Origin of the sequence: Haloferax massiliensis, from assembly GCF_001368915.1 — an archaeon.
Taxonomy (GTDB): Archaea; Halobacteriota; Halobacteria; order Halobacteriales; family Haloferacaceae; genus Haloferax; species Haloferax massiliensis.
Genome location: NZ_CSTE01000006.1, coordinates 206,009 through 226,238 on the forward strand (window position 1 = coordinate 206,009; position 20,230 = coordinate 226,238).

At 65.2% G+C, this 20,230-nt stretch carries 21 protein-coding genes and 1 tRNA gene; 5 read left to right on the plus strand and 17 right to left on the minus strand.

The window, feature by feature from the left end; all coding sequences use genetic code 11:
• Nucleotides 1-54: 54 nt before the first annotated feature.
• A complete protein-coding gene (gene carB / locus BN996_RS18775; protein ID WP_089781629.1) occupies nucleotides 55-3,303 on the minus strand; it encodes a carbamoyl-phosphate synthase large subunit in 3,249 nt (1,082 codons plus the stop codon).
• 144 nt (nucleotides 3,304-3,447) lie between these two features.
• Between carB and BN996_RS18780 the strand changes: the two genes are divergently transcribed.
• On the plus strand, nucleotides 3,448-4,470 hold the full coding sequence (locus BN996_RS18780) for a S66 family peptidase (protein WP_089781631.1): 1,023 nt from the start codon (nucleotides 3,448-3,450) through the stop codon (nucleotides 4,468-4,470).
• A gap of 21 nt (nucleotides 4,471-4,491) precedes the next feature.
• On the opposite strand, the gene BN996_RS18785 is transcribed toward BN996_RS18780, so the two are convergent.
• The 3 genes from BN996_RS18785 to BN996_RS18795 form a co-directional block, all read right to left on the minus strand.
• Nucleotides 4,492-5,022, minus strand: coding sequence for a DUF5815 family protein (locus tag BN996_RS18785; RefSeq protein ID WP_004969680.1), 531 nt, complete (start codon nucleotides 5,020-5,022; stop codon nucleotides 4,492-4,494).
• A 159-nt stretch (nucleotides 5,023-5,181) separates the two neighbouring features.
• Nucleotides 5,182-5,433, minus strand: coding sequence for a DUF8006 family protein (locus BN996_RS18790; protein WP_004969679.1), 252 nt, complete (start codon nucleotides 5,431-5,433; stop codon nucleotides 5,182-5,184).
• Nucleotides 5,434-5,597: 164 nt separating this feature from the next.
• Complete coding sequence (locus tag BN996_RS18795) at nucleotides 5,598-5,819, minus strand: DUF7996 family protein (protein WP_089781633.1); 222 nt, start codon at nucleotides 5,817-5,819, stop codon at nucleotides 5,598-5,600.
• 138 nt (nucleotides 5,820-5,957) lie between these two features.
• Between BN996_RS18795 and BN996_RS18800 the strand changes: the two genes are divergently transcribed.
• Nucleotides 5,958-7,181, plus strand: coding sequence for a GNAT family N-acetyltransferase (locus BN996_RS18800; protein WP_089781635.1), 1,224 nt, complete (start codon nucleotides 5,958-5,960; stop codon nucleotides 7,179-7,181).
• A gap of 118 nt (nucleotides 7,182-7,299) precedes the next feature.
• Nucleotides 7,300-8,322: a sodium:calcium antiporter gene (locus BN996_RS18805; RefSeq protein WP_089781637.1), complete on the plus strand. Its 1,023-nt coding sequence runs from the start codon at nucleotides 7,300-7,302 to the stop codon at nucleotides 8,320-8,322.
• A gap of 127 nt (nucleotides 8,323-8,449) precedes the next feature.
• Here the strand turns inward: BN996_RS18805 and BN996_RS20705 are convergent, their stop codons facing one another.
• The 4 genes from BN996_RS20705 to BN996_RS20710 all read right to left on the minus strand — a co-directional run bounded on the left by BN996_RS20705 (nucleotide 8,450) and on the right by BN996_RS20710 (nucleotide 10,520).
• Complete coding sequence (locus BN996_RS20705) at nucleotides 8,450-8,578, minus strand: hypothetical protein (RefSeq protein ID WP_255516694.1); 129 nt, start codon at nucleotides 8,576-8,578, stop codon at nucleotides 8,450-8,452.
• Nucleotides 8,579-8,759: 181 nt separating this feature from the next.
• A complete protein-coding gene (locus BN996_RS18810; protein ID WP_042661863.1) occupies nucleotides 8,760-8,948 on the minus strand; it encodes a hypothetical protein in 189 nt (62 codons plus the stop codon).
• A 400-nt stretch (nucleotides 8,949-9,348) separates the two neighbouring features.
• Nucleotides 9,349-10,401: a tyrosine-type recombinase/integrase gene (locus BN996_RS18815; RefSeq protein ID WP_089781639.1), complete on the minus strand. Its 1,053-nt coding sequence runs from the start codon at nucleotides 10,399-10,401 to the stop codon at nucleotides 9,349-9,351.
• Entirely contained in the window at nucleotides 10,398-10,520 is a 123-nt protein-coding gene (locus BN996_RS20710; protein ID WP_264371820.1) for a hypothetical protein, read from the minus strand. Before BN996_RS20710 ends, BN996_RS18815 begins: the two co-directional genes overlap by 4 nt.
• A gap of 698 nt (nucleotides 10,521-11,218) precedes the next feature.
• On the opposite strand from BN996_RS20710, the gene BN996_RS18820 reads away from it, so the two are divergent.
• Complete coding sequence (locus tag BN996_RS18820) at nucleotides 11,219-11,497, plus strand: winged helix-turn-helix domain-containing protein (protein WP_226908797.1); 279 nt, start codon at nucleotides 11,219-11,221, stop codon at nucleotides 11,495-11,497.
• A gap of 65 nt (nucleotides 11,498-11,562) precedes the next feature.
• Here BN996_RS18820 and BN996_RS19865 read toward each other — a convergent pair whose 3' ends face one another.
• The 9 genes from BN996_RS19865 to BN996_RS18870 all read right to left on the minus strand — a co-directional run bounded on the left by BN996_RS19865 (nucleotide 11,563) and on the right by BN996_RS18870 (nucleotide 18,393).
• The gene (locus BN996_RS19865; RefSeq protein ID WP_139043144.1) at nucleotides 11,563-12,063 is read right to left on the minus strand and encodes a hypothetical protein; all 501 of its coding nucleotides are present in this window, start codon (nucleotides 12,061-12,063) and stop codon (nucleotides 11,563-11,565) included.
• A 66-nt stretch (nucleotides 12,064-12,129) separates the two neighbouring features.
• Entirely contained in the window at nucleotides 12,130-13,116 is a 987-nt protein-coding gene (locus BN996_RS18825) for a hypothetical protein (protein WP_089781641.1), read from the minus strand.
• Complete coding sequence (locus tag BN996_RS18830) at nucleotides 13,113-13,502, minus strand: hypothetical protein (RefSeq protein WP_089781643.1); 390 nt, start codon at nucleotides 13,500-13,502, stop codon at nucleotides 13,113-13,115. The genes BN996_RS18825 and BN996_RS18830 overlap by 4 nt, the downstream gene beginning before the upstream one ends.
• On the minus strand, nucleotides 13,499-13,921 hold the full coding sequence (locus tag BN996_RS18835) for a DUF8125 domain-containing protein (RefSeq protein WP_226908798.1): 423 nt from the start codon (nucleotides 13,919-13,921) through the stop codon (nucleotides 13,499-13,501). Before BN996_RS18835 ends, BN996_RS18830 begins: the two co-directional genes overlap by 4 nt.
• A 7-nt stretch (nucleotides 13,922-13,928) precedes the next feature.
• Complete coding sequence (locus BN996_RS18840; protein ID WP_089781645.1) at nucleotides 13,929-14,336, minus strand: DUF8023 family protein; 408 nt, start codon at nucleotides 14,334-14,336, stop codon at nucleotides 13,929-13,931.
• Nucleotides 14,336-14,704, minus strand: coding sequence for a hypothetical protein (locus tag BN996_RS18845; protein WP_226908799.1), 369 nt, complete (start codon nucleotides 14,702-14,704; stop codon nucleotides 14,336-14,338). The genes BN996_RS18840 and BN996_RS18845 overlap by 1 nt, the downstream gene beginning before the upstream one ends.
• An 86-nt stretch (nucleotides 14,705-14,790) precedes the next feature.
• On the minus strand, nucleotides 14,791-16,608 hold the full coding sequence (locus BN996_RS18850; protein WP_008577217.1) for a DUF8148 domain-containing protein: 1,818 nt from the start codon (nucleotides 16,606-16,608) through the stop codon (nucleotides 14,791-14,793).
• 931 nt (nucleotides 16,609-17,539) lie between these two features.
• Nucleotides 17,540-17,613: transfer RNA gene (locus BN996_RS18865), tRNA-Ile, on the minus strand.
• 180 nt (nucleotides 17,614-17,793) lie between these two features.
• Nucleotides 17,794-18,393: an FxsA family protein gene (locus BN996_RS18870; protein ID WP_193310975.1), complete on the minus strand. Its 600-nt coding sequence runs from the start codon at nucleotides 18,391-18,393 to the stop codon at nucleotides 17,794-17,796.
• 170 nt (nucleotides 18,394-18,563) lie between these two features.
• Between BN996_RS18870 and BN996_RS18875 the strand changes: the two genes are divergently transcribed.
• Nucleotides 18,564-20,222 carry a DUF255 domain-containing protein gene (locus BN996_RS18875; RefSeq protein WP_089781653.1) on the plus strand — a complete coding sequence of 553 codons (1,659 nt, stop codon included), beginning with the start codon at nucleotides 18,564-18,566 and terminating at the stop codon, nucleotides 20,220-20,222.
• Nucleotides 20,223-20,230: the final 8 nt, after the last annotated feature.

The window sequence follows — 20,230 nt, forward strand, 5'->3', positions numbered from 1 at the left end:
AGTCGGCGGCGAGTCGAAGAATCGGGTCGGGAGGGTCGCGCGCCTACCGTTCGGTTACTGGCCCCAGTTGGCGACGACGCGCGGGCGCTCGCCGACCGGGAGCACGTCGATGTCCTCGTCGGCCGCGTCGCGCGCTTCGAGGGCCGCCTTCGCGGAGGCGTACGTCGAGAAGTAGCTGACCTCCTCTTCGACGCAGTCGATGAGCGTCTCGCGGTCGCGGGAGACGACGAAGTCGAAGTCGCCCTCGCGGAGCATCGTGAGGAAGTCGTCGACGTCCTCGGGCGTGAGCACCTCGTAGTACTCGCCGAAGGCGTCGAGCAGTTCCCGTCCGGCCTCGCTGTCGGCGTCGGGGAACTCGGGGTCAGCGAGGTCGACGTAGACGGTGCCGTCGGCCGGAACCGGGTCGTTCGCCGCCGACTGGGCCTTCTCGTAGGCCTTGCCGAACGAGGTGGCGGTACCCATGACCTCGCCCGTGGACTTCATCTCCGGGCCGAGACGCGGGTCCGAACCCGGCAGGCGGTCGAACGGGAGGACGACCTCCTTGACCGACACCTGCTCGGGAATCTGCTCGCTCACGTCGAGGTCGGCAATCGAGTTGCCGGCCATGACCTTCGCCGCGAGCTTTGCAATCGGGACGCCCGTCGCCTTCGAGACGAACGGGACGGTGCGCGAGGACCGCGGGTTGGCTTCGAGGACGTACACGTCGTTCGAGCCGTCCTCGTTCCGCTTGACCGCGAGCTGGACGTTCATCAGGCCGACCGTGTCGAGGGCGCTGGCGATGTCCTCCGTGACCTCGCGGACGCGGGCCATCGTCTCGTCGTCGAGCGAGCGCGGCGGAATCATACACGCGGAGTCGCCGGAGTGGACGCCCGCGGCCTCGACGTGTTCCATCACGCCGCCGATGAGGACGTCTTCGCCGTCGGAGACGGCGTCCACGTCGAGTTCGACGCCGTCGGCGAGGAACTCGTCGATGAGGATGGGCTTGTCGGGGGAGACGCGAACGGCCTCCTCGATGTACTCCTTGAGGTCCTCGTCGGAATGGACGATTTCCATCGCGCGGCCGCCGAGGACGTACGAGGGGCGGACGAGCACGGGGTAGCCGAGGTCGTTGGCGAGGTCGAGCGCCTCCTCCTCGCTGGTCGCGGAGCCGCCTTCGGGCTGGAGGATGCCGAGGTCGTCCATCAGGCGGTTGAAGCGGTCGCGGTCCTCGGCGAGGTCCATCGCGTCGATGGTCGTGCCGAGAATCTCGCAGTCGACGCCGCGGCGGTCGAGTTCGGACTCCAGCGGGTGGCCGATGTTGACCGAGGTCTGCCCGCCGAACTGGAGCATGACGCCGTCGGCGTCGATGGCCTCGATGACGTCGGCGACCTCTTCTGCCGTGATTGGCTCGAAAAAGAGGCCGTCGGAGGTGTCGTAGTCGGTCGACACCGTCTCGGGGTTGTTGTTGACGACGTGCGCGTCGATGCCCATGTCGCGGAGCGCCTGCACCGCGTGGACCGAACAGTAGTCGAACTCGACGCCCTGCCCGATGCGGATGGGACCGCCGCCGACGACGACGACGCTCTCCATGTCGCGGTCGACGCGCAGTTCGTTGCCCGCCGAGTCGCCCTCGAAGGGCCCGCGGAAGAACTCCGGCTTGCGGGCGGAGTAGTAGTACGGCGTCTGGGCGGCGAACTCGCCGGCGCAGGTGTCGACCTGCTTGTAGGTGCGGCCGGGGACGTTCTGTTCGACCTCGCCGACGCTCGTGCCGGTCGCCGCGGCGATGCTGGCGTTGGTGTGGCCGGCGGAGGCGGCGGCGGCGAAGTCGCCCTCGGAGGCGGCCTCGACCGCCTCGACGACGCGGCCGAAGCGCTCGACGTACCACTCGTGGATGTCGGTCAGTTCGACCACGTCCTCGGTGGTGTAGCCGCGCTCGAACGCCTCGAAGATAGCGTACGGGCGGTCGGGGGTCGGCGTTTCGAGGTAGTCGGCTTCGAGCTCCTCGTCGGACACCTCGTCCCAGTCGGCGGCGGGGTCGTACTCGGACGACCGCAGCGCCTTCAGAAGCGACTCCTCGAAGGTGCGCCCGATGGACATCGCCTCGCCGGTGGACTTCATGGCCGTCGAGAGCTCGAAGTCCACGTCGGTGAACTTGTCCTTGGGCCACCGCGGGACCTTCGTGACCACGTAGTCGATTGCGGGCTCGAAGGCGGCGGTGGTCTCGCCGGTGATTTCGTTGGTAATCTCGTGGAGGCGCTTGCCGAGGGCGACCTTCGCCGTGACGCGGGCGATGGGGTAGCCGGTCGCCTTCGAGGCGAGCGCGGACGACCGCGAGACGCGCGGGTTCACCTCGACGACGCGGTACTCGCCGCCGGGCGTGCCGTCGTCGTGCCACGCGAACTGGATGTTACAGCCGCCCTGAATGCCGAGTTCGCGGATGACGCCGAGCGCGGCGTCGCGCATCTCCTGGTGGCCCTCGTCGGGGATGACCTGCGAGGGCGTGACGACGGTTGACTCGCCGGTGTGAATCCCCATCGGGTCGATGTTCTCCATGTTGCAGATGATGATACACGAGTCGTCGGCGTCGCGCATCACCTCGTATTCGAGTTCGACCCACCCGGAGATGGACTCCGTGATGAGGACTTCGCTGTTGCGCGAGAGGCGGAGGCCCTTGCGGACGCGGGAGACGAGTTCGTCCATCTCGTGGACGACGCCGGAGCCGGAGCCGCCGAGCGTGTAGGTCGTCCGCGAGATGACCGGCAGGCCGCCGACGGCGTCGACGGAGTCTTCGACGCGCTCTTCGAGGGCCTCCTCGGTGATGTTCTCGACCGCCTCGCCTTCCTCCAGCGAGATGGTCGTCGACTTCGGGACGGGCTGGCCGATCTTCTCCATGCGCTGGCGGAACAGGTCGCGGTCCTCCGTCGCGTAGATGGTGTCGAGCGGCGTGCCCATGATCTCCACGTCGAACTCCTCTAAGACGCCCTCCTCTGCGAGTTCGGCCGTGACGTTGAGTCCGGTCTGACCGCCCAGTCCGGCGATGACGCCGTCGGGGCGCTCGCGTTCGATAATCTCGGAGATGGCCTCGGTCGTGATGGGCTCGATGTAGACCTTGTCGGCCATCTCGGGGTCGGTCATGATGGTCGCGGGGTTCGAGTTGACGAGGACAACCCGCGCGCCTTCCTCTCGGAGCGCGCGGCAGGCCTGCGCGCCGGAGTAGTCGAATTCCGCCGCCTGTCCGATCTGGATTGGGCCGCTTCCGATGAGCAAAATCGTCCGGTCCTCCGTGGCTTCCTGAGACCCGGTCGAGGTGTCCTCGTCAGTCATCGTCGGAATCCAATCCGCACATCGTAATAAGTCCGGCGAAAAATTACGAGGTCCGAAACTCGATTGCGAATTTCGAAAAAGTCCCGGAACGCCGCTGTCGTGGCCGGGGAAGGCTTTTGACGGGTATCCGAGTACCGGCTACGCATGCCCGCGGTATTCACGACGCCGTCGCCGCTCGACTCCGGGAGCCGGGTCGCGGTCGTCGCGCCGTCGCGCCCCATCGACGAATCTCACTTGGACCGGGCGTGCGCGCGACTCCGCGACGCGTTCTCGCTCGACCCGGTCGTCTTCGAGTCGGCCCGCCGCGACTGGGCGTGGCTCCGGGACAACCCGGCGGCGCGCGCGGAGGACGTGATGTCTGCCTTCGAGGACCCGTCGATACGCGGCGTCATCGCCGTCACCGGCGGCGACGACCAGCTTCGAATCCTCCCGCACCTCGACCCGGCGCGGCTGACCGCGTCGCCGACGCGTTTCTTCGGCTTCAGCGACAACGACAACCTCCGGCTGTTCCTCTGGAACCACGGCGTCGTGAGCTACGGCGCGACGCTCCACCCGACGCTCACCGTCGACCCCGAGCTACACCCGTACGTCGAGCGCTACCTTCGACGGGCGTTCTTCGAGCGGTCCATCGGCGTCGTCGAACCCGCCCCGGAGTGGACCGACGACTGGTTCGACTTCGACACCGAAGACCCGCGTGAGTGGCACGACAATCCGGGCCGGACGTGGCGGGGCGACGACCGCGTGACGGGTCGGCTCTGGGGCGGCAACTTCAGCATCCTGAAGTGGCATCTCCAGACCGGTCGCTACCTCCCCGACCCCGAGGAACTCGACGGGGCGGTGCTCGCGCTCGAAACCTCGGAGGACGTGCCGCTCCCCCGCGAGGTCCGCTACACCCTGCGGGCGATGGGCGAACGCGGGCTGTTAGCGCGGTTCGACGGGGTCGTGGTGGGTCGGCCGCGGACGTTCTCACCGGGGTTAGAGTGGGAGCCGCCGGCCGACTACGGCGCACAGCTTCGCGCGGAGGTGCTGTCGGTCCTCGACGCGTACAACCCCGACGCGACGGCGGTGTTCGACGTGGAGTTCGGCCACGCCGACCCGGCGGTGCCGCTCCCGCTCGGCGCGAAGGCAACCTTAGACCCGACGGTGGGGCGGCTTCGAATCGACTGAAAAGCGGGCGCTCGGCGCGCGCTACATGTACGGTTCGGGGTCGAGGTCGCGCTGGGCGCGGTACTGGTCGACGAACTCGCTCACGTCGAACTGCAGCATCTTCGACTCGAACTCCGAGACGACGTCGTCGTCGTCGGCGTGGCTGACGGCGTGTTCCATCAGTTCCACGACGAGTTCGACGATTATCTCGTGGAGCCTTCGAGAATCGAAATCGGTCACCCAGACGATGCCCGCGCCGAGTTCGCCGTCCTCCGAGACGTCCTCGGAGACGACGGCCTCTGGGAACTCCTCCAAGACGATGCCCATGAGGTGGGCCGTGCCGAACTCGGGCATGTCGTCGCTCGTGGTCTCGATGGTCTCCTGGAGGATTTCGACGAGGAACTCCGGGAGGAAGCGGTCGGGCGGGTGGACGTCCATCACGACGGCGTGGCTGTCGCCGCAGGGACAGTCGAACTCCCGTTTGCCCAAGTCGAGTTCCCGGACGCGCTTCGTCTCGCCGCAGGGGAGGTCCAAGACGGCCCCGCGGCCGCCGGGAACGCTCGGTTCAGACATACCCGTGGGTTGCGGTTCTCGCCGTTTAAACGTCGCGTTCTTCGGAATCGGCGCGCGCGGAACGGAGATAACACGGAACGTCAGTTGCGGTCGGTCTGTCCGTCGTACTGACGGCGAAAAACGGCGGCGACCGGAGGAGAAACGCGCGGCGGCGTCCCCTCAGCGGCGGCCCGAGACGTAGACGATGGGACCGACGATGAGGAGCGTGATGCCGAGGAACATGTAGTGCGGTTTGCCCAGCGTCACCGGGGTCAGAAGGAAGATGAGCCCGAACAGCGTGGCGTTGATGCCGAGGACGTGCCGTGACTTCAGCGGCAGCGTGCCGACCGTCGACAGGATGAACACGAGCAACAGCGCCTGCCCGATGTTGTAGTCGAGCAGGAAGGTGTCTACGAGCTGAAGGGGAAGCATTCTTGTTTTCTCGGTCGGTTCGAATCGACTATCAAAGTTCCGTTATTCTCGTTGGAAACCGGGGGTCGAACCCCCCGATATTGGGGCGACCGGGCGGTCGGAACGGTCCCGACGGTCGGCCAACACCGCTTCGGCACGGTACGGTTCCGACCGACGGCGGCGGACTACCCGGAGGGGCCGGTGATGTCGAGCGGTCGAATCCACCCGTACCAGACGATAAAGACCATGCCCGCGTAGCCGAGCGTGAACACGACCATCCCGAGGCCGTTGTAGCCGGCCTCCCCGAGGAGGCGGCGCGCCACGCCCGGGAGGACGATGCCGAGCGTCACGACCGCCGCGAGGAGGAGGTTCCCCCGCGACAGAAACGACTGTTTCGTCTCGCTCATACGCGGCACTCGGGACCGAGGCGACGTGAATCGCACGGTTCGGAGAGCGACCCTCAACCCCCGTCGAGCCCCGTCGAATCGCTCGACGACGCGCCCCCGGTACCGAAAACATATACTGCCGCCCGACGCACCGCGGGTATGCATCTCCGCCCTCTCCCCGAGGAGCACCGCGAGACGTACCGCGAGTTCCTCGACTACGCCTTCCGCCCCGAGAACGGTCCCGACTGGCCGGACGAGCGACTGCCCGACCCGGAGGGCTACCGCCCGCGAGGGTTCTACGACGCTCCGCGCGACGCACCCGTCGGAGACCTCGACGCGGCGTCGCTCCGCGCGGTCTGTGCCTTCTACGACTTCACGGCCCGCGTCCGCGGCGAGTGGCATCCGTTGCCCGGCGTCTCCGCCGTCGCGTCCCCGCCGGAGGCGCGCCGACGGGGCCACATCGCCGCGATGCTCGACGACCTGCTCGCGGAGTTCCGCGACACCGGGCGATACCTCTCCGCCCTCTGGCCGTTCAAGTACGCGTTCTACCGCCGGTTCGGCTGGGCGACGGCGAACAACTACGCGAAGACGACCGTCCCGCCCGACGAGCTCGCGGCGGTCGCCGCCGACCCCGACGGGGAGTTCGTCAGACTCGACGCCGACGACTGGGCGCGGGTCGAGGGCGTGTACGCGGCCGCGGCGACCGCAGACCTCGCGGTGAACCGAAGCGAGGGGTGGATTCGACACCGGCTCTTCCGCGGTTGGGACGACGACCCGTTCGTCTACGGCTGGGAGCGGGGCGGCGACCTCCGCGGCTACGTCGTCTACGACGTGACCGGCGACTGGGAGTCGCGGACGCTGACCGTGGCGGAACTCGTCGCCGTCGACGCCGACGCCCGCGCCCAACTGCTCCGATTCCTGCGGGACCACGACTCGCAGGTCGACGAGGTCGTCCTCTCGTCGGAGCACGCGTCGACCCGACTCATCGACGACCTGACCGACCCGCGGGCGGCGACGGTGGAGATCAAGCCCGGGCCGATGGTCCGTATCGTGGACGTGTCGGCCGCCCTCGAAGCCGTCTCGTTGCCCGCCGACGCCGTCTGCGACCTCGTCCTCGCGGTCGAAGACGACCGCTGCGACTGGAACGACGGCCCGTTCGGACTCGCCGTCGCCGACGGCGAGGCGAGCGTCGAACCGGTCGACGACGACATCGCCCCCGACGCGACCGTCGAAATCGGGGCGCTCTCACAGCTCCTCGTCGGCGCGCGGTCCGTCGAGGCGCTCGCCCGCACCGAACACCTCGCAGTCGCCGACGGACGCGCGGCCGACGCCCTCGACGCGGTGTTCTCAGAGCGGGACCTGTACCTCCGCGAGGGGTTCTGAGAGCGCGGGCGGGACGGAGCCGGCGGGCGAACCGCCGACGACCGGGCGACTGCGCGGCGGCGCTGTTCGGCGACCCCGTTCGGGTCGGTTTTTTGCTATCGGCCGCCGAAGTGCGGGCGTGCCATCTGTTCCGGTCCTCGTCGCGTTCGCGGTCGCCGGCGCGGCCCTCGCGTGGCGGGGCGGCGACATGCTCGTACAGGCCTCAGACCGGCTGGGTGCGTACTACGGCCTCCCCGCCATCGTGCAGGGAGCCATCATCGCCGCCGTGGGGTCGAGCTTCCCCGAGCTATCGAGCATCGTCATCGCCACGCTCCGGTACCAGTCGTTCGATATCGGCGTCGGCGCGGTCGTCGGGTCCGCCGTCTACAACATCCTCATCATCCCGGCCGTGTCGGCGCTCGTCGGCGAGGGCCAGCGGCTCGCCTCGAACCGCGACCTCGTCTACAAGGAGGCGCAGTTCTACCTGCTTTCCATCGCCGTCCTCGTGCTCACCTTCTCGCTCGCGGTCATCTACAGCCCCGCCGCCGACACCTCGGGCCTCGACGGCCTCGTCACGCCCCCGCTCGCGTTCATCCCGCTCGGGCTGTACGGCCTGTATCTGTTCATGCAGTACCACGACACGCTGGAGCACCGCGCGGGACTCACCGCCGTCGTCAACGACGTGAACCCGGGCCGCGAGTGGCTCGCGCTCGTCGGGTCGCTCGCGGTCATCCTCGTCGGGGCCGAACTGCTCGTCCGCGCGGCGGTCGGCCTCGGCGACGCCTTCGGCACGTCGCCGTTCCTCTGGGGCCTGACGGTCGTCGCCGCCGGCACGAGCCTGCCGGACACCTTCGTCAGCGTCGCGGCCGCCCGGCAGGGCAACGCGCCGATGAGCCTCGCCAACGTCTTCGGGAGCAACGTCTTCGCGCTCCTCGTCGCCCTCCCGGTCGGCATCCTCGTCGCCGGGGGCGCGGTCATCAACTTCGAGGAGGTCGTGCCGATGATGAGTTTCCTCACGGGCGCGTCGGTCGTCTTCTTCGCCGTCCTCCGAACCGAGATGGCACTGACGCGCGGCGAGTCGTACCTCCTCCTCGGAACCTACGCGCTGTTCGTCGCGTGGCTGGTCGCAGAAAGCCTCGGCGTGACCGGGTTTCTCGGTTGAGGCGACGCTCTGGGATGACCTCTCAGAAAACGGAAAACGGACTCGCCGCGGGAAGGGCTGTCGCGGCGAGCGAGGTTGATGACGACCGCACGCGCGGTCGGGGGTCGCGGGGTCGGTCCGAAGCCTGTCAGTCGCCGGGCGTGTTACCGCGCTGGTACCGGCCGACCATCTTCCACATCGCCGCGTCGAGGTCGTCGCCGTCGGCGGCGGACTCAATCTGGCGGTACAGGTGTTCGGAGACGTCGATGGTTGGCATCACAAACACATATGGCGTGTACGGATTTAATACTACTGGGATACAGAACTGAGTAAATTTGTCCGAGGCCGTCGGCCCTCGGAGCATGAAATCGGCGGACTGAACCGCCGCTCGGGGTCGTGGGACGGTTGTCTCCGAGAGAAACTCGGATTGGAAGACGTGACAGAAATCGGATTGTTCGCTACTGCCGCGCCTGCCGGAGCGACGCGCCGTCGAAGCGCTTCAACGCGAGTTCGCCCGCTTCGAGCGGGTCGACGGGCGTGTCGTGTTCGTCGTCCATGTGTTCCATCACGAGAACGCCGACGCTCTCGCGGGAGTCGGCCGTGGAGGTGTGGCCGCACCCGTACAGACAGGTGAGTTCGTATTCCATGTTATTCAGTACCACAATCTATTGCGTGATATAGCTTTCTCCGTATTCGACCGTTCGACCAGCTATATGCTGATAAATGCAGACGATTCTGTGCAAATAGGATCGAAATTGCGCTGAATAGGCGAGTATTTGGGTTAAACATTAGTGATTCGCTGTACCGAGGCAGTCACCGCGCGGTCGGTGGAGTCGAGGCTTCGTCGCTGATTCGTCCCGACGGCACGAACGACGGACCGAACGTTCTCTCGGTCAGTGGTATCCGCAGAAGTTGGGTGGCCGGGGAGTTTCAGCCCCTGACTCGCATCGGCAACGAAACGTTATCGATGGGAGTGGGCCAACGCGGTATGCATAATCAGGCCTCTCGTTACCCTCAGACTGTCGAAATCGACATTTCCTTGCATCGTCACAAGTCGTCCGGGATGAACTCCTGACGGCGACGCATCCGCTGGCGAGACGAAGCACGGTCGTAGTGCTTCTCCAGAATCTTCTCGCTCACATCGCCCCGGTCGCTGACCACCTCCCGAGGTGCGCCCGCATCACGAAACGCCGTGATGGAGCCGGACCGGACCGGGTGCGACGAAACCGAGAACGGACACTTACTCGATTCGTTGTAATCCGTCGCCTCGCACTCGTCGAGGTCGCGCCCGTCCGGGCACGCCTCCCCAATCGCGCACGGTCGAGTCCACTTGTAACACCAGATGCGAATCGTCGTCGGTGACGGTCGCCCGTTCGTCGTCGTCACCAGGGGCGAACGACCGAACTCATCCGTCACCCGGTGCCGATGCGGGCCGTCGATGTACTCCTCGATGACCGCCGCGACCTGCGGCTTCAGCGACACGTCGCGCTCGCCACGCGTCCCGTTCTTCAGTCCCGTGTCTGTCTTCGGACGGTGCCGGAAGCACAGCGCTCGCTCCTCGCGGTCGAAGTCCGAGAGGTCGAGCGCGCGCAGTCCACCGAGCCGGCAGGACGTACGCCACAGGATGAGGAATGCCACGTGTTCCGAGGTCGCGTACTCCCATTTGTGGAGGTAGTCGAGAATCGCGTTCGCGCGCTCCGAGTCGAGCACGGTTTCGGACACGTCCTCCCCGTGTTGCAGACGAGGGAGCCGGACTCGGTCGGCCAGCTCCTCTGGAACCGCGTTGATGTCCGCGATGTACTGGAAGAACACGCGGAGCGTCGAGACCTGCCCCTGCATCGTCACCGCGTTGCAGGGTTCATCGCCCTCGAAATTCTCCTCGCGCTTGAACACGCGGTAGGCGTGAATCATCCGCAGGTCCACGTCGTTCATGTTCAGCACCTCGCCGTCGCCGTAGTCCGGCGACTGGAGCCAGCGGATGAAGGACTCGATTCGGTAGCGATGGGACCGCAGCGTGTCGTCCGAGAGGTCGTACTGGCGAGCGTCGAGGTAGTACATCAGCGCCGACTCGGGAGTAATCGGGTCGAGGTCGCCGCTCATCGAATCACCTCCGTGAGGTAATCACGAGTGAACCGAACGGATTCGAGATGTGCTCGGGCGTCGTCGGAGCCGTCGAGTTCGTGAACGAGGTCGAGGAACCGACACCAGTCGACGCTCATCGAATCACCCCCGAATCGGGTTCACTTCCGGTCCATTCGCTACGCTTACAACCGCGGTGCGATAACTGATTCATGGCTTCCATTGTGAGGCCGCGGTCCGGGTCGAGGGTGCTGGCTTTGGTAGGTTGAGCACCCTCGAAGGGGAACCGACACCAGTCGACGCTCATCGAATCACCCCCGAATCGGGTTCACTTCCGGTCCATTCGCTACGCTTACAACCGCGGTGCGATAACTGATTCATGGCTTCCATTGTGAGGCCGCGGTCCGGGTCGAGGGTGCTGGCTTTGGTAGGTTGAGCACCCTCGAAGGGGACCGTCAGCCGGGTAATCCATTCGAGGGGGCTAGTTAAAGTACTGAGCCATGGCCCCGGAGTGAAAGTGTACGTTTGAGCGAAAGTGAAGCCGCTTTCTGTCAGTCTATCAACAGCCGTCCGTCGTGGGGCTTCAATAGCCCGAGTCGTGTAGGCAAACATGCTTCCGTACCTTGATTACGGGAGCCACCGCGGGCCGGTGTCGCAGCACCGGGTCCGCTTCTGACGCGACTGAACGACAGTCAGCGTCACGTGTAGCTCTCGGTACGAACAGGACTGTACGTGTTGGACTTAACTGTTGCGCACAGAACTGTATGAGTTAAACACAGATTGATGCACGCCACGTGCCAATGAAAATAGACTTACTACATCAATGTAGTTGTAGACCATGCGCGTTCCTCTCGCCGGCTGGATGACGCCCACAGACAGGGCGATACTGGAGCGACTGCAAAACGAGGGGAATGATGAACTCGTTCTTACACCTGCTCTAATTGCTGAGAATTCCGACTACGCACGGACCACAATCCGCCAGCATCTCAGAACACTCCTGAGTCACGAGCTGGTCGAGTACCACGACGAGGAGCGAGCGATTTACCGGCTTTCCGAACGGGGCCGCGCCTACCTTGCCGGGGAGATCGACGCCACCGAGTTAGAGAACAGCGAGTGAGCAAGCACCCACCACCCTTACCCGTAAAGGGGGCGGGTGGATGGGTGGGTTGTTCAAATGATTAGCTACGTTGGTTGACTAACAAATTGAGCAACTATCTGAAGACCGAAGCCGATAGCAAGCAGAGACACGCCATATACGTATACTCTCCGTCTCTGAGCTTCAAATATCAACCGATGAGCTGTAGAAACACTTACCATTTTAGTGTAGGTTGTTTCATTAAGTCCCTCAACCTTCCGCTCTTCGGGAAGATATGTTCGATCCCCATTGACAAGAAATCGATTCCCTTCATAAGATATATTATCTTTTCTGGATATTGTCTGGTCGATTCTTGAATTCATGAAATGCATGAATGGCAGAAGTCGTATCTGTCCAGCAGTCACACTTCCAGCGTACTCACCGTCCTCTGATGTCTCTTCGCGGATATATTCAAAGCCGTAAACTAGACTCCGGTGAATCGGGTCGAACCGTCTAGCTGCCTTTCCAATAGTCTCCACTTCTGGACCCAGCAAGAGCGTAGCACCAACCAAGTCTAAAGCCAATCCGACGGGAACAAGTGAACTCACAGACAATATTATTGAGACGGGCTACAAATCAATTTCTTGGACAAAACGTAGTCCGGTCATATCGCTTCACATAGTCGGCTCAGTATCCCGTAGTATTTCGTGGAACTCGTTCCAGTCCTCAAACTGCTCCTGAAACAGATCACTCGGCAGGTTCCACGCCCACGGCGCGGCGTCGTCCGGATCGTATTTCTCCAACGTCGGTTCGAGGTTCACGAGCGAGCCGCCGAACAGCTCTCCATCGGGCGAGTCTGAATCGGCGTCCCAGTCGCGGTAGAACGTCACTTCGTCCTGCGCCTCTTTGTAGAACGACAGCGTCGAGAGCCGTTTCTGTTCGGGATGCACGTCCTTCCCGGTGTGGCTCACCACGCCGACCGATTCGACGCCGAGCTTCGAGAACCGCTTAATCGCGGGCGTCCATTGCGAGGCCACTTCGCGGCTGAACGTCCGGGCGTCGAAGTGCGTCGAGCCTTCGTCGATAGTGACGGTCTTCGGCCGCTCGCGGTGGGTCAGCAGTACGTCCATCAGGTCGTACATCGACCGCACCACGATGTCCGCGCCGTCCCACGTCCCCACGTTCGAGATGACCAGCAGGTCATCGCCGAAGTGCGCCCGCGCGAGGTCGCCGTTCAGCAGGAACATCGTATTCGTCTTTCCCGTGTTCGGGTTCCCCGCGCCGGTGATGGTCGTGAGACCACCGCCGTTTTCGAGCTCGTCGACGAGCCGAAGCGGGAGCGTCAGCGAACTGGCGTCGAGGTCCTGCTGGGTCACGCCGACGAGGTACGAAAGCGCGGTCGCGTGCGACGACTGCACCGCGCGGGTCGCGGCTTGCGTCCGAAGCGATGAATCGACGAGCCTCCCCAACGAGGTCTCGGCGAACGAGTCGGCGAGTTCGTCGTCGTCGGTGAGGTCGAGCGAGTTCAGGAACGACAGGTTCGCGTGGTCGCCCTTCGAGACGGGCAGTCCCGCGTGGTCGAGCAGTCTGTGGTCGCCGTCGATGCGCCCGCGCACCTGTTCGTACAGCTTCGCCGCCGTCAGCAGTCGTTCGTCGGTCACGCGGACTCACCTCCGTCGAGGGGATGCGGGCCGAACTCGCGGGTCGAACTGCCGTCGAGGTCGTGAGCGCAGTCGCGCCCGTCTCCGTCACCGTCGGAGCGGTCAGGCGTGCGTTCGTCCGCGTCGTCCGTCCCGTCGTCCCGCGCGTGGTTCCGCACGAGGTACGCCGTCGCCAGCGGCAGGGCCGCCGAAACGAACACGTGCATATTCGTCACCGGGTAGTACGACGCCGCCACCGCGCCGTCATCGAGGAAGCGCATCGGCACGTCGAGCGCCCGCGGCGGTATCATCAGGAGACCGAACCACAGGCCAGCGACGATACCGACCGACAGCGAGAGGGCGATTATGTACTGTTCGCGCGTCGAGAGTTCCAATTCGAGTTTCATTCTGATTCACCGTTGGCCGCGTGTTGCTTCCGTCGCTGGTCGAGGTCGGCCAGCGGGTCGGGTGCCGGGTCGCCGTCACCTGGTGCCCACTCGGTCGGGTCCTCGTCGAAGATGGAATCCGAGCCGTCCAGGTCGAAGTCTTCGAGCACGCTGTCAATCTCCGAGTGAAGCGCCTCGCCGTCGTCCGGGAGCGCGCCTTTCTCGAACGTCCGCACGACGTGTTTCACGGTCTTGACCGCCGCCGCTCGGACGATAGCGAAGGAGTTGATTTCGAGCGATTCGCCCTTCCGGGCCTTCGGTTCCAACTGCTTGCGGTTGTACCGGAGATATTCGAGTGCCCGCGCCAGCACCGGGTCGGGTAGCGAGCCGACCCACGTCGCAGTCGCTTCCAGTCTGGTGAGGCCGAAAGGAAGTGTCATGGTCGGGTTACCTCACGGCGACCGCCCAGCCGACGACCGTAATCAGGAACGCGACTTGCGCGCCCAGCGGGTCGCCCAGTCCGAGCAGGAGGTCCTTGATTTCGGTCACGTACTGCCAGCCGAGGATGACAGCAGGCGACGCCACGATGAACGCCATCTCCCAGGGCTCGTAGTGTTCGAGCGACTTTGTCTCGCTCGACATGAACGCCACCGCGTACACGAGGATGCCGCCGAGCGTCGCGTGCTCGCTCGTCAGCGTGTAGTTCGACAGCCAGGTGATGGTGATGTCGGAGATGCCACCGAAGGCGTACAGGCCCGTAGCGACGAACACGACCGACAGCAGTGCCGGGATAGTCCGTAGCATCGCGTAGTCCGACGCGAGACCACCAAGGCCCTGCGAGTAGCGCGACGCCATTATTCGCCCCTCACGTCGAAGACGTGGTACTCGCGCTCCTCGGTCGAGCCGTCGTCGTTTTCGAGTTCGTACGTCCGCGTCTCGGCGGTCTTCTTGACCGCGAGCCAGCTCCCGTTGCCGAGACCCTTCTTGTCGATGGTCCGGCGAATCTGGCCGTTCGACCAGAACTTCACCCGGTCACCGAGGTCGCCGCCGCGGGCGAGATGGATTACGTCGTTTTCGTTCGGTCCCACGTCGTGGTCGATATCGACGATAACGCCGATGACCGGCTCGTCCACTTCGAACTTGATTTCCTCTACTCCGTCGTCGTAGTCGTCCTCGACTTGCGTTTCTTCGAAGTCGTCGAACGACATTGGTTCAGACGCCATTACAGCTAGAACATGTTGATAGTAGGTACTAGCCGTACCTACCAGCCGTGTGAAAGTGGAATCACCAGGCAGGGTAGGTTTCTACGTCATCCCCACACGTCAGCGACCGGTGGGGGTTTCTCGCCGCCGACATCGGGGTATTCCGGCTGTCCTCCCGAAGCAACGTAGTCTTCGACGTGTTCGAGATTCGTAGCCGTCGCGTCGGCCGTCGGCATGTCCCAGTAGGCGTAGCAACCCAGGTAGTCGATATGGCAATAGAAATCGGCACTCTCCGGGAGCGTCGATTCGACGCCTGGTGTCACTACGTCGTCGAGCGCGAGTTCTTCGACTGTCGCGCCATCGCACGCGAGCTGGAGAGAGTCGATAGAGAACTCTCGAACGGCGTGCCGAACGTCCGGGTCTTGCAGGTGCTCGGGCCTCTCTATCGCTTTCTCGATGTCTCGTGAGATGGACCAGAACCGCCTGCCGGTCGCCCAGTAGAGGCCGAGTTTCCACGTCGCCGCCTTGTCCGCGTACGAATCCGACTCTTTCGCGTCCTCGAACGACTCGGAGGCTTCGAGCAGGGAGCCGAAGGTGGCCGAGAGGTACTTTCCGAGGTACGCGCCAGCCGTCCGGCTTTGCATCTGTTCGTCGCCGTCCTCGCCGCTCTCGTCGTCGTAGAACTCGATGAGGTCGTGAGACCTCGCGTTCTTCGCTATCCACTCGTCGCTGTGGTCGTGGTCGCCGTAGCGGTACCAGTCCACAAATCCTTTCGAGACCGGAACTTCGAACTGGTCGCCGTCGTCGTCGACGAGCGTTTTCGTTCCGAAGTTCCCCACTTCGTCGAGGTCGTCCCGAAACACGAGTGGATAGAGATCGACGATTTGACCCTGGCCGTAGTCCTTCCACTTCCGTTCCAGCTCCGCCTTGTCTATCAGGAACGGCATCCCGTCACTCTCGCGGGTCGGAACGTCGAACATCAGGACGTGCAGGTGCGCGTAGCCCTTCTCGGTGAACTCCAGAGCTTTCAGGTACGGCGGCCGGTAGCGAGGTCGCCCGGTCACTTTGCCGTCGAGCGCCGGTGACCAACTGGGAACGCCGTCCTTCCTGGTGTCGTCTTTCGTCGACGGGTCCGAATCGAAGTACGAGAGGAGCCGGTTGAAGTTCGGGTTTATCGACGAGATGCCGTCGTACAGCGAGCGCGGGTCGGGTCGAGTCGGGTCGTCGTACGTGCCAGGGTCCGTCGTCAGCGTCATCAAGACGGCGTTGTCGTACTTTTCGTAGGCGTGTTCGAGCGCGCTGTTGTACCGCGCCCACGTCTTGCGGAGCCGTCCTTGGGAGTTGAAGCGAGTGTTGTACTGCTTCGTCATCCGGCGGGTGGTGTCGCCGCCGCGTCGCCCGCAGAAGTGGACGTCGAACAGCAGTTGGTAGTTCTCGATGCGCTTCAGGTACCGATGTAAAGAGTCTTCCAGCAGGTCCCGACCCCAGTCATCGACCTCATTCGCGGTTCTCAGGTAGTTTTCGCAGAAATGCCGGTCGTACAGCAGGTCGTCGCGTTCCCTGGTTGTTTGAGTAATGCCTTCTGATATCAAGTCAAGTAGGCGAATTGTCGGGGTGACCATCGTCATGCCGTCAGACTGGCGTTTTTCGATGAGTTGGGGGTCGTGCCCGTCGAGGTCGTTCAGGAAGCGGTAGACGAACTGGTAGTCCGGGTCGCTCCCGTCGAACCGCTCGCATTGTCCGATGTACTGACCCTTGACGCACTCGGAGACGAGCGTCGGCAGGTAAATCCCCTCTGGCGAGGTCGAGATGCGCTTTACCAGCCGTACGCGGTCGCGGTCGCGCCCGCGAAGTTCGAGGTCATCGTCCGGGTCCGCCGGGTCGTACCCGTAGGCCAGCAGGCCGAGGTCGCCCAGGTAGTCCACGAGGTAGGTATCTTTACATCGGTCTGGACGGAGTCGAGAGCCCCATACGTCGGCGATTTCGGGCGATGAGCGTTTCCCGACGCTCATCTATCGCTCCGAGAGACCGCACGCGCGGCTGGTGAGTCGTGAGCGCCGGGGCCGCGGGTGCCCGCGTTACTCACTGCTACCCCCGTCTGTGCGGATGAAATCGCTCAAACGGCACTGGGCCTTACCGCCACTCGTTTTCGGCCGACGGCCGTCGGCCTCATGCGGACCGGCTTCCGGGTCAGGGGCAAGCCCCTGCTTCCGGCCGCTCCGGGCGGACTGGGACCCGCCCTCCGCTGTTCCGGTCCTTGCGGTGGTTTCTGCGGCCAGTTGGTGTGCCCACAGGAGCGAGGTGAGACGATGGTCCCGAATCTCGTCCTCGATGGCACTGGGCCTTACCGCCACTCGTTTTCGGCCGACGGCCGTCGGCCTCATGCGGACCGGCTTCCGGGTCAGGGGCAAGCCCCTGCTTCCGGCCGCTCCGGGCGGACTGGGACCCGCCCTCCGCTGTTCCGGTCCTTGCGGTGGTTTCTGCGGCCAGTTGGTGTGCCCACAGGAGCGAGGTGAGACGATGGTCCCGAATCTCGTCCTCGATGGCGGGGATGCGCGCGCAGTCTTTGCACTCGCGCATCTTCGCCGCGCGCGTCGAGTGATCGACGAGACACCAGGCTTTGCAACTGCCGCAGTGGTATCGAACGTACCGCCACAGCTCCGTCTCTCGACGAGTCTGGGACACTACCGGCCACCTCCGGCTACTAAGACCGGCAGACGGCGGCGACCCTCGTTAGGTCGTATTATGAACTGGTGAGAAACTAGCCGTTCTCGATTTAGCGGAACCGCAGAATCTGGGTGGCTGGGGAGCCATGAAGCCCAATTTAATTCGGCAAGATGCCGAGTTAAATTTGGATGGGCCAACGCGGATTTGAACCGCGGGCCTCCCGGTTATCAGCCGAGCGCTCAACCTGACTGAGCTATTGGCCCAGGTAAGCGCATTCACTCGTTGTGCGCTGTTGATTTTAAGACTTTCTTTTCGGAGGCGCGTTGGTGCGTGTTAGTGAATGTCGGCGTCGTCGGTCGATTGCGGGACTCGAAACGCGGGCCGAACGCGCGGCTACGCGGGTGAAGCCACCGAACGACCGACGCGAAAGCGAGAAAGGCGCGTTAGTTGGCGTCGTTGCTGTCGCGGTCGAACCGGTAGGAGTCGGGGTCGGCGTCGTAGACGCCGTCACCGCCGCCCTTGCCGCTACTGCCGCTACTACCGCTTCCGCCGGAACTGCTCCCGCCGCTCGGGCCGGGCGAGCCACCGGGGCCGCCGGGGCCGCCGGGGCCGAAGTCGCCCTGCGGGAAGCCGGTCGTCCAGACGTTGCCGGTGACGAAGCCGTCGGCGCGCTTGTCGAGGTACGGCTTGACGACGAAGCGCTTGAGCACCTCGCGGATGGGGTATCGAGTCACGGGGATGGCGAGCAGGAAGCCGATGGTGTCGGTGACGAGCCCCGGCGTGAGGAGGAACGCGCCCGCGGCGATGAGCAGGCCGCCGTCCATGACCTCGTTCGTCGGGAGGTCGCCCCCGGCGAACTTCGACTGGAGGCTTCTGAGGGTGTGTCGCCCCTCGGCGCGGACGATGAGCATCCCGACGAGCCCGGTCAGGACGACGAGCGCGACGGTCGGCACGAGGTTGATGTACTGCGCGACGACCACGAGCAGCAACGCGTCGGAGAGGGGGATGAGGAGCAAGAGCGCCATCAGCGTGCGCGTTCGCATGGGCGACACTACCGGGTCGCGGCCCATAGCCCTTTTGTCCCGCCCGCGGCGCGCCGGGACCGCGAATCCGACCGCGGCGGCCATCGAGGGACCCCGCGACCCGCCGACGGCGACCGGTCGTGCCACGAGGGCTCGAAGCGCTTACCCGCGTCCACCGCGGATGGGTGGACATGACCGACGAGACGCGCGTCGAATGGCGAGAGTGGGGTCCCGACGCGTTCGCCGAGGCGCGAGCGGCGGACAAGCCGATTCTGCTTTCGCTGTCGGCGACGTGGTGCGAGGACTGTCACGAGATGGACGCCGAGACGTACGCCGAGCCGCGCATCGCGGCCAACCTCAACGACGGCTTCGTCCCGATTCGGGTGAACGTGGACCGCCAGCCGCGCATCCGCGAGCGGTACAACATGGGCGGCTTCCCCTCGACCGTCTTCCTCGCGCCCGACGGCCACCCCATCACGGGCGCGACGTTCATCGGCCCCGACGGCATGCGGCAGGTCGTCGACCGCGTGCGCGAGGTGTGGGACAAGAAGGGCGCAGAGGCCGGACGCCTCCCGCGGGCGCTCAGGGGCGACCTCCCGCCCGCGGGCGAGGTCTCGCCGCAAATCGAATCGCACCTCGCCGGCCAGTTGGAAGTCGCCTTCGACGAGGCCCACGGCGGCTGGGGCGACGCCACGAAGTTCCCGCTCCCGCGGACCGTCGAGTTCGCGCTGAAGCGCGACCGAAGCCGGGCGCTCCGGTCGCTCGACGCGATTCGCGACGGCCTGTACGACCCCGTCGAGGGCGGCTTCTTCCGCTACGCCGACGACGCCGCGTGGTCGAAGCCGAACCGCGAGAAGACGCTCGAATCGAACGCCGCGCTCCTGCGGGCGTTCGCCAACGGCTACCGCTACACCGGCGAGGACGCCTACCTCGACCCGGCCGCGGGGACCGCCGACTTCCTCGTCGACTCGCTGTGGACCGGAACCGGGTTCGCCGGGAGCATGGGTCCCGCCGCGGGGACGGACTACTACCTCCTCGGGAAGGAGGGCCGCGACAACGCACCCGGCCCGCGGACCGACCTCACGGTGTACGCCGGCGGCAACGCTCTCGCCGCGGACGCGCTGTTGGTGCTGGCGGGGCTCACCGACGACGAGCGGGCCCGCGAGTTCGGCTCCCGCGCGCTCGACAGAATCGCCGAGGACCTCGTCGACGACGGCGTCGTGACCCACTTCCGGTCCGGCGGCGACGCGGGCGAGGACCTCCTGCTGGAAGATCAGGCGCGCGTCGTCGCCGCGGCCTGCCGCGCCCGACAGGTGCTCGGCGACGAGTCGGTGGCGGGCGAACCGTTTCTCGACTTCGCCGCTGCGGTCGCCGACGCCGCCATCGACGAGCTGTTCGACGAGGGCTCGTTCCTCGACGGCCCCGCGAGCGGCGAGGCGCTCCTGTCGTCGCCGCTGCGCCCGCTCGACGGGAACGTGGAGATGGCGAACGCGCTGCTCGACCTCGCGGCGCTCACCGGCGAGGGGCGCTACCACGAGGTGGCACAGGAGACCATCGCCGCGTTCGCGGGCGCGTGGGACCGCATCGGCGTGCAGGTCGCCGCCTACGGGACCGCGGCGGCGCGGCTCCTCCGCGACCCGCTCCTCGTCGAACTCAACGACGGCGTCGGCTCCGACCTCCACCGGGCGGCGCTCCGCGTCGCGGACCACGAGGCGCTCGTCGTCCCCGATGCCGACGTCGACGACCTCCCGGCGGGGACCGCGCGCGTCAGCGCCGGCGAGACGACGGTGGAGGCAACCACTCCCGAGGAGTTGATGGAGGCGGTGTCTTCAGTCACGCCCGACGCCTGACAACGACC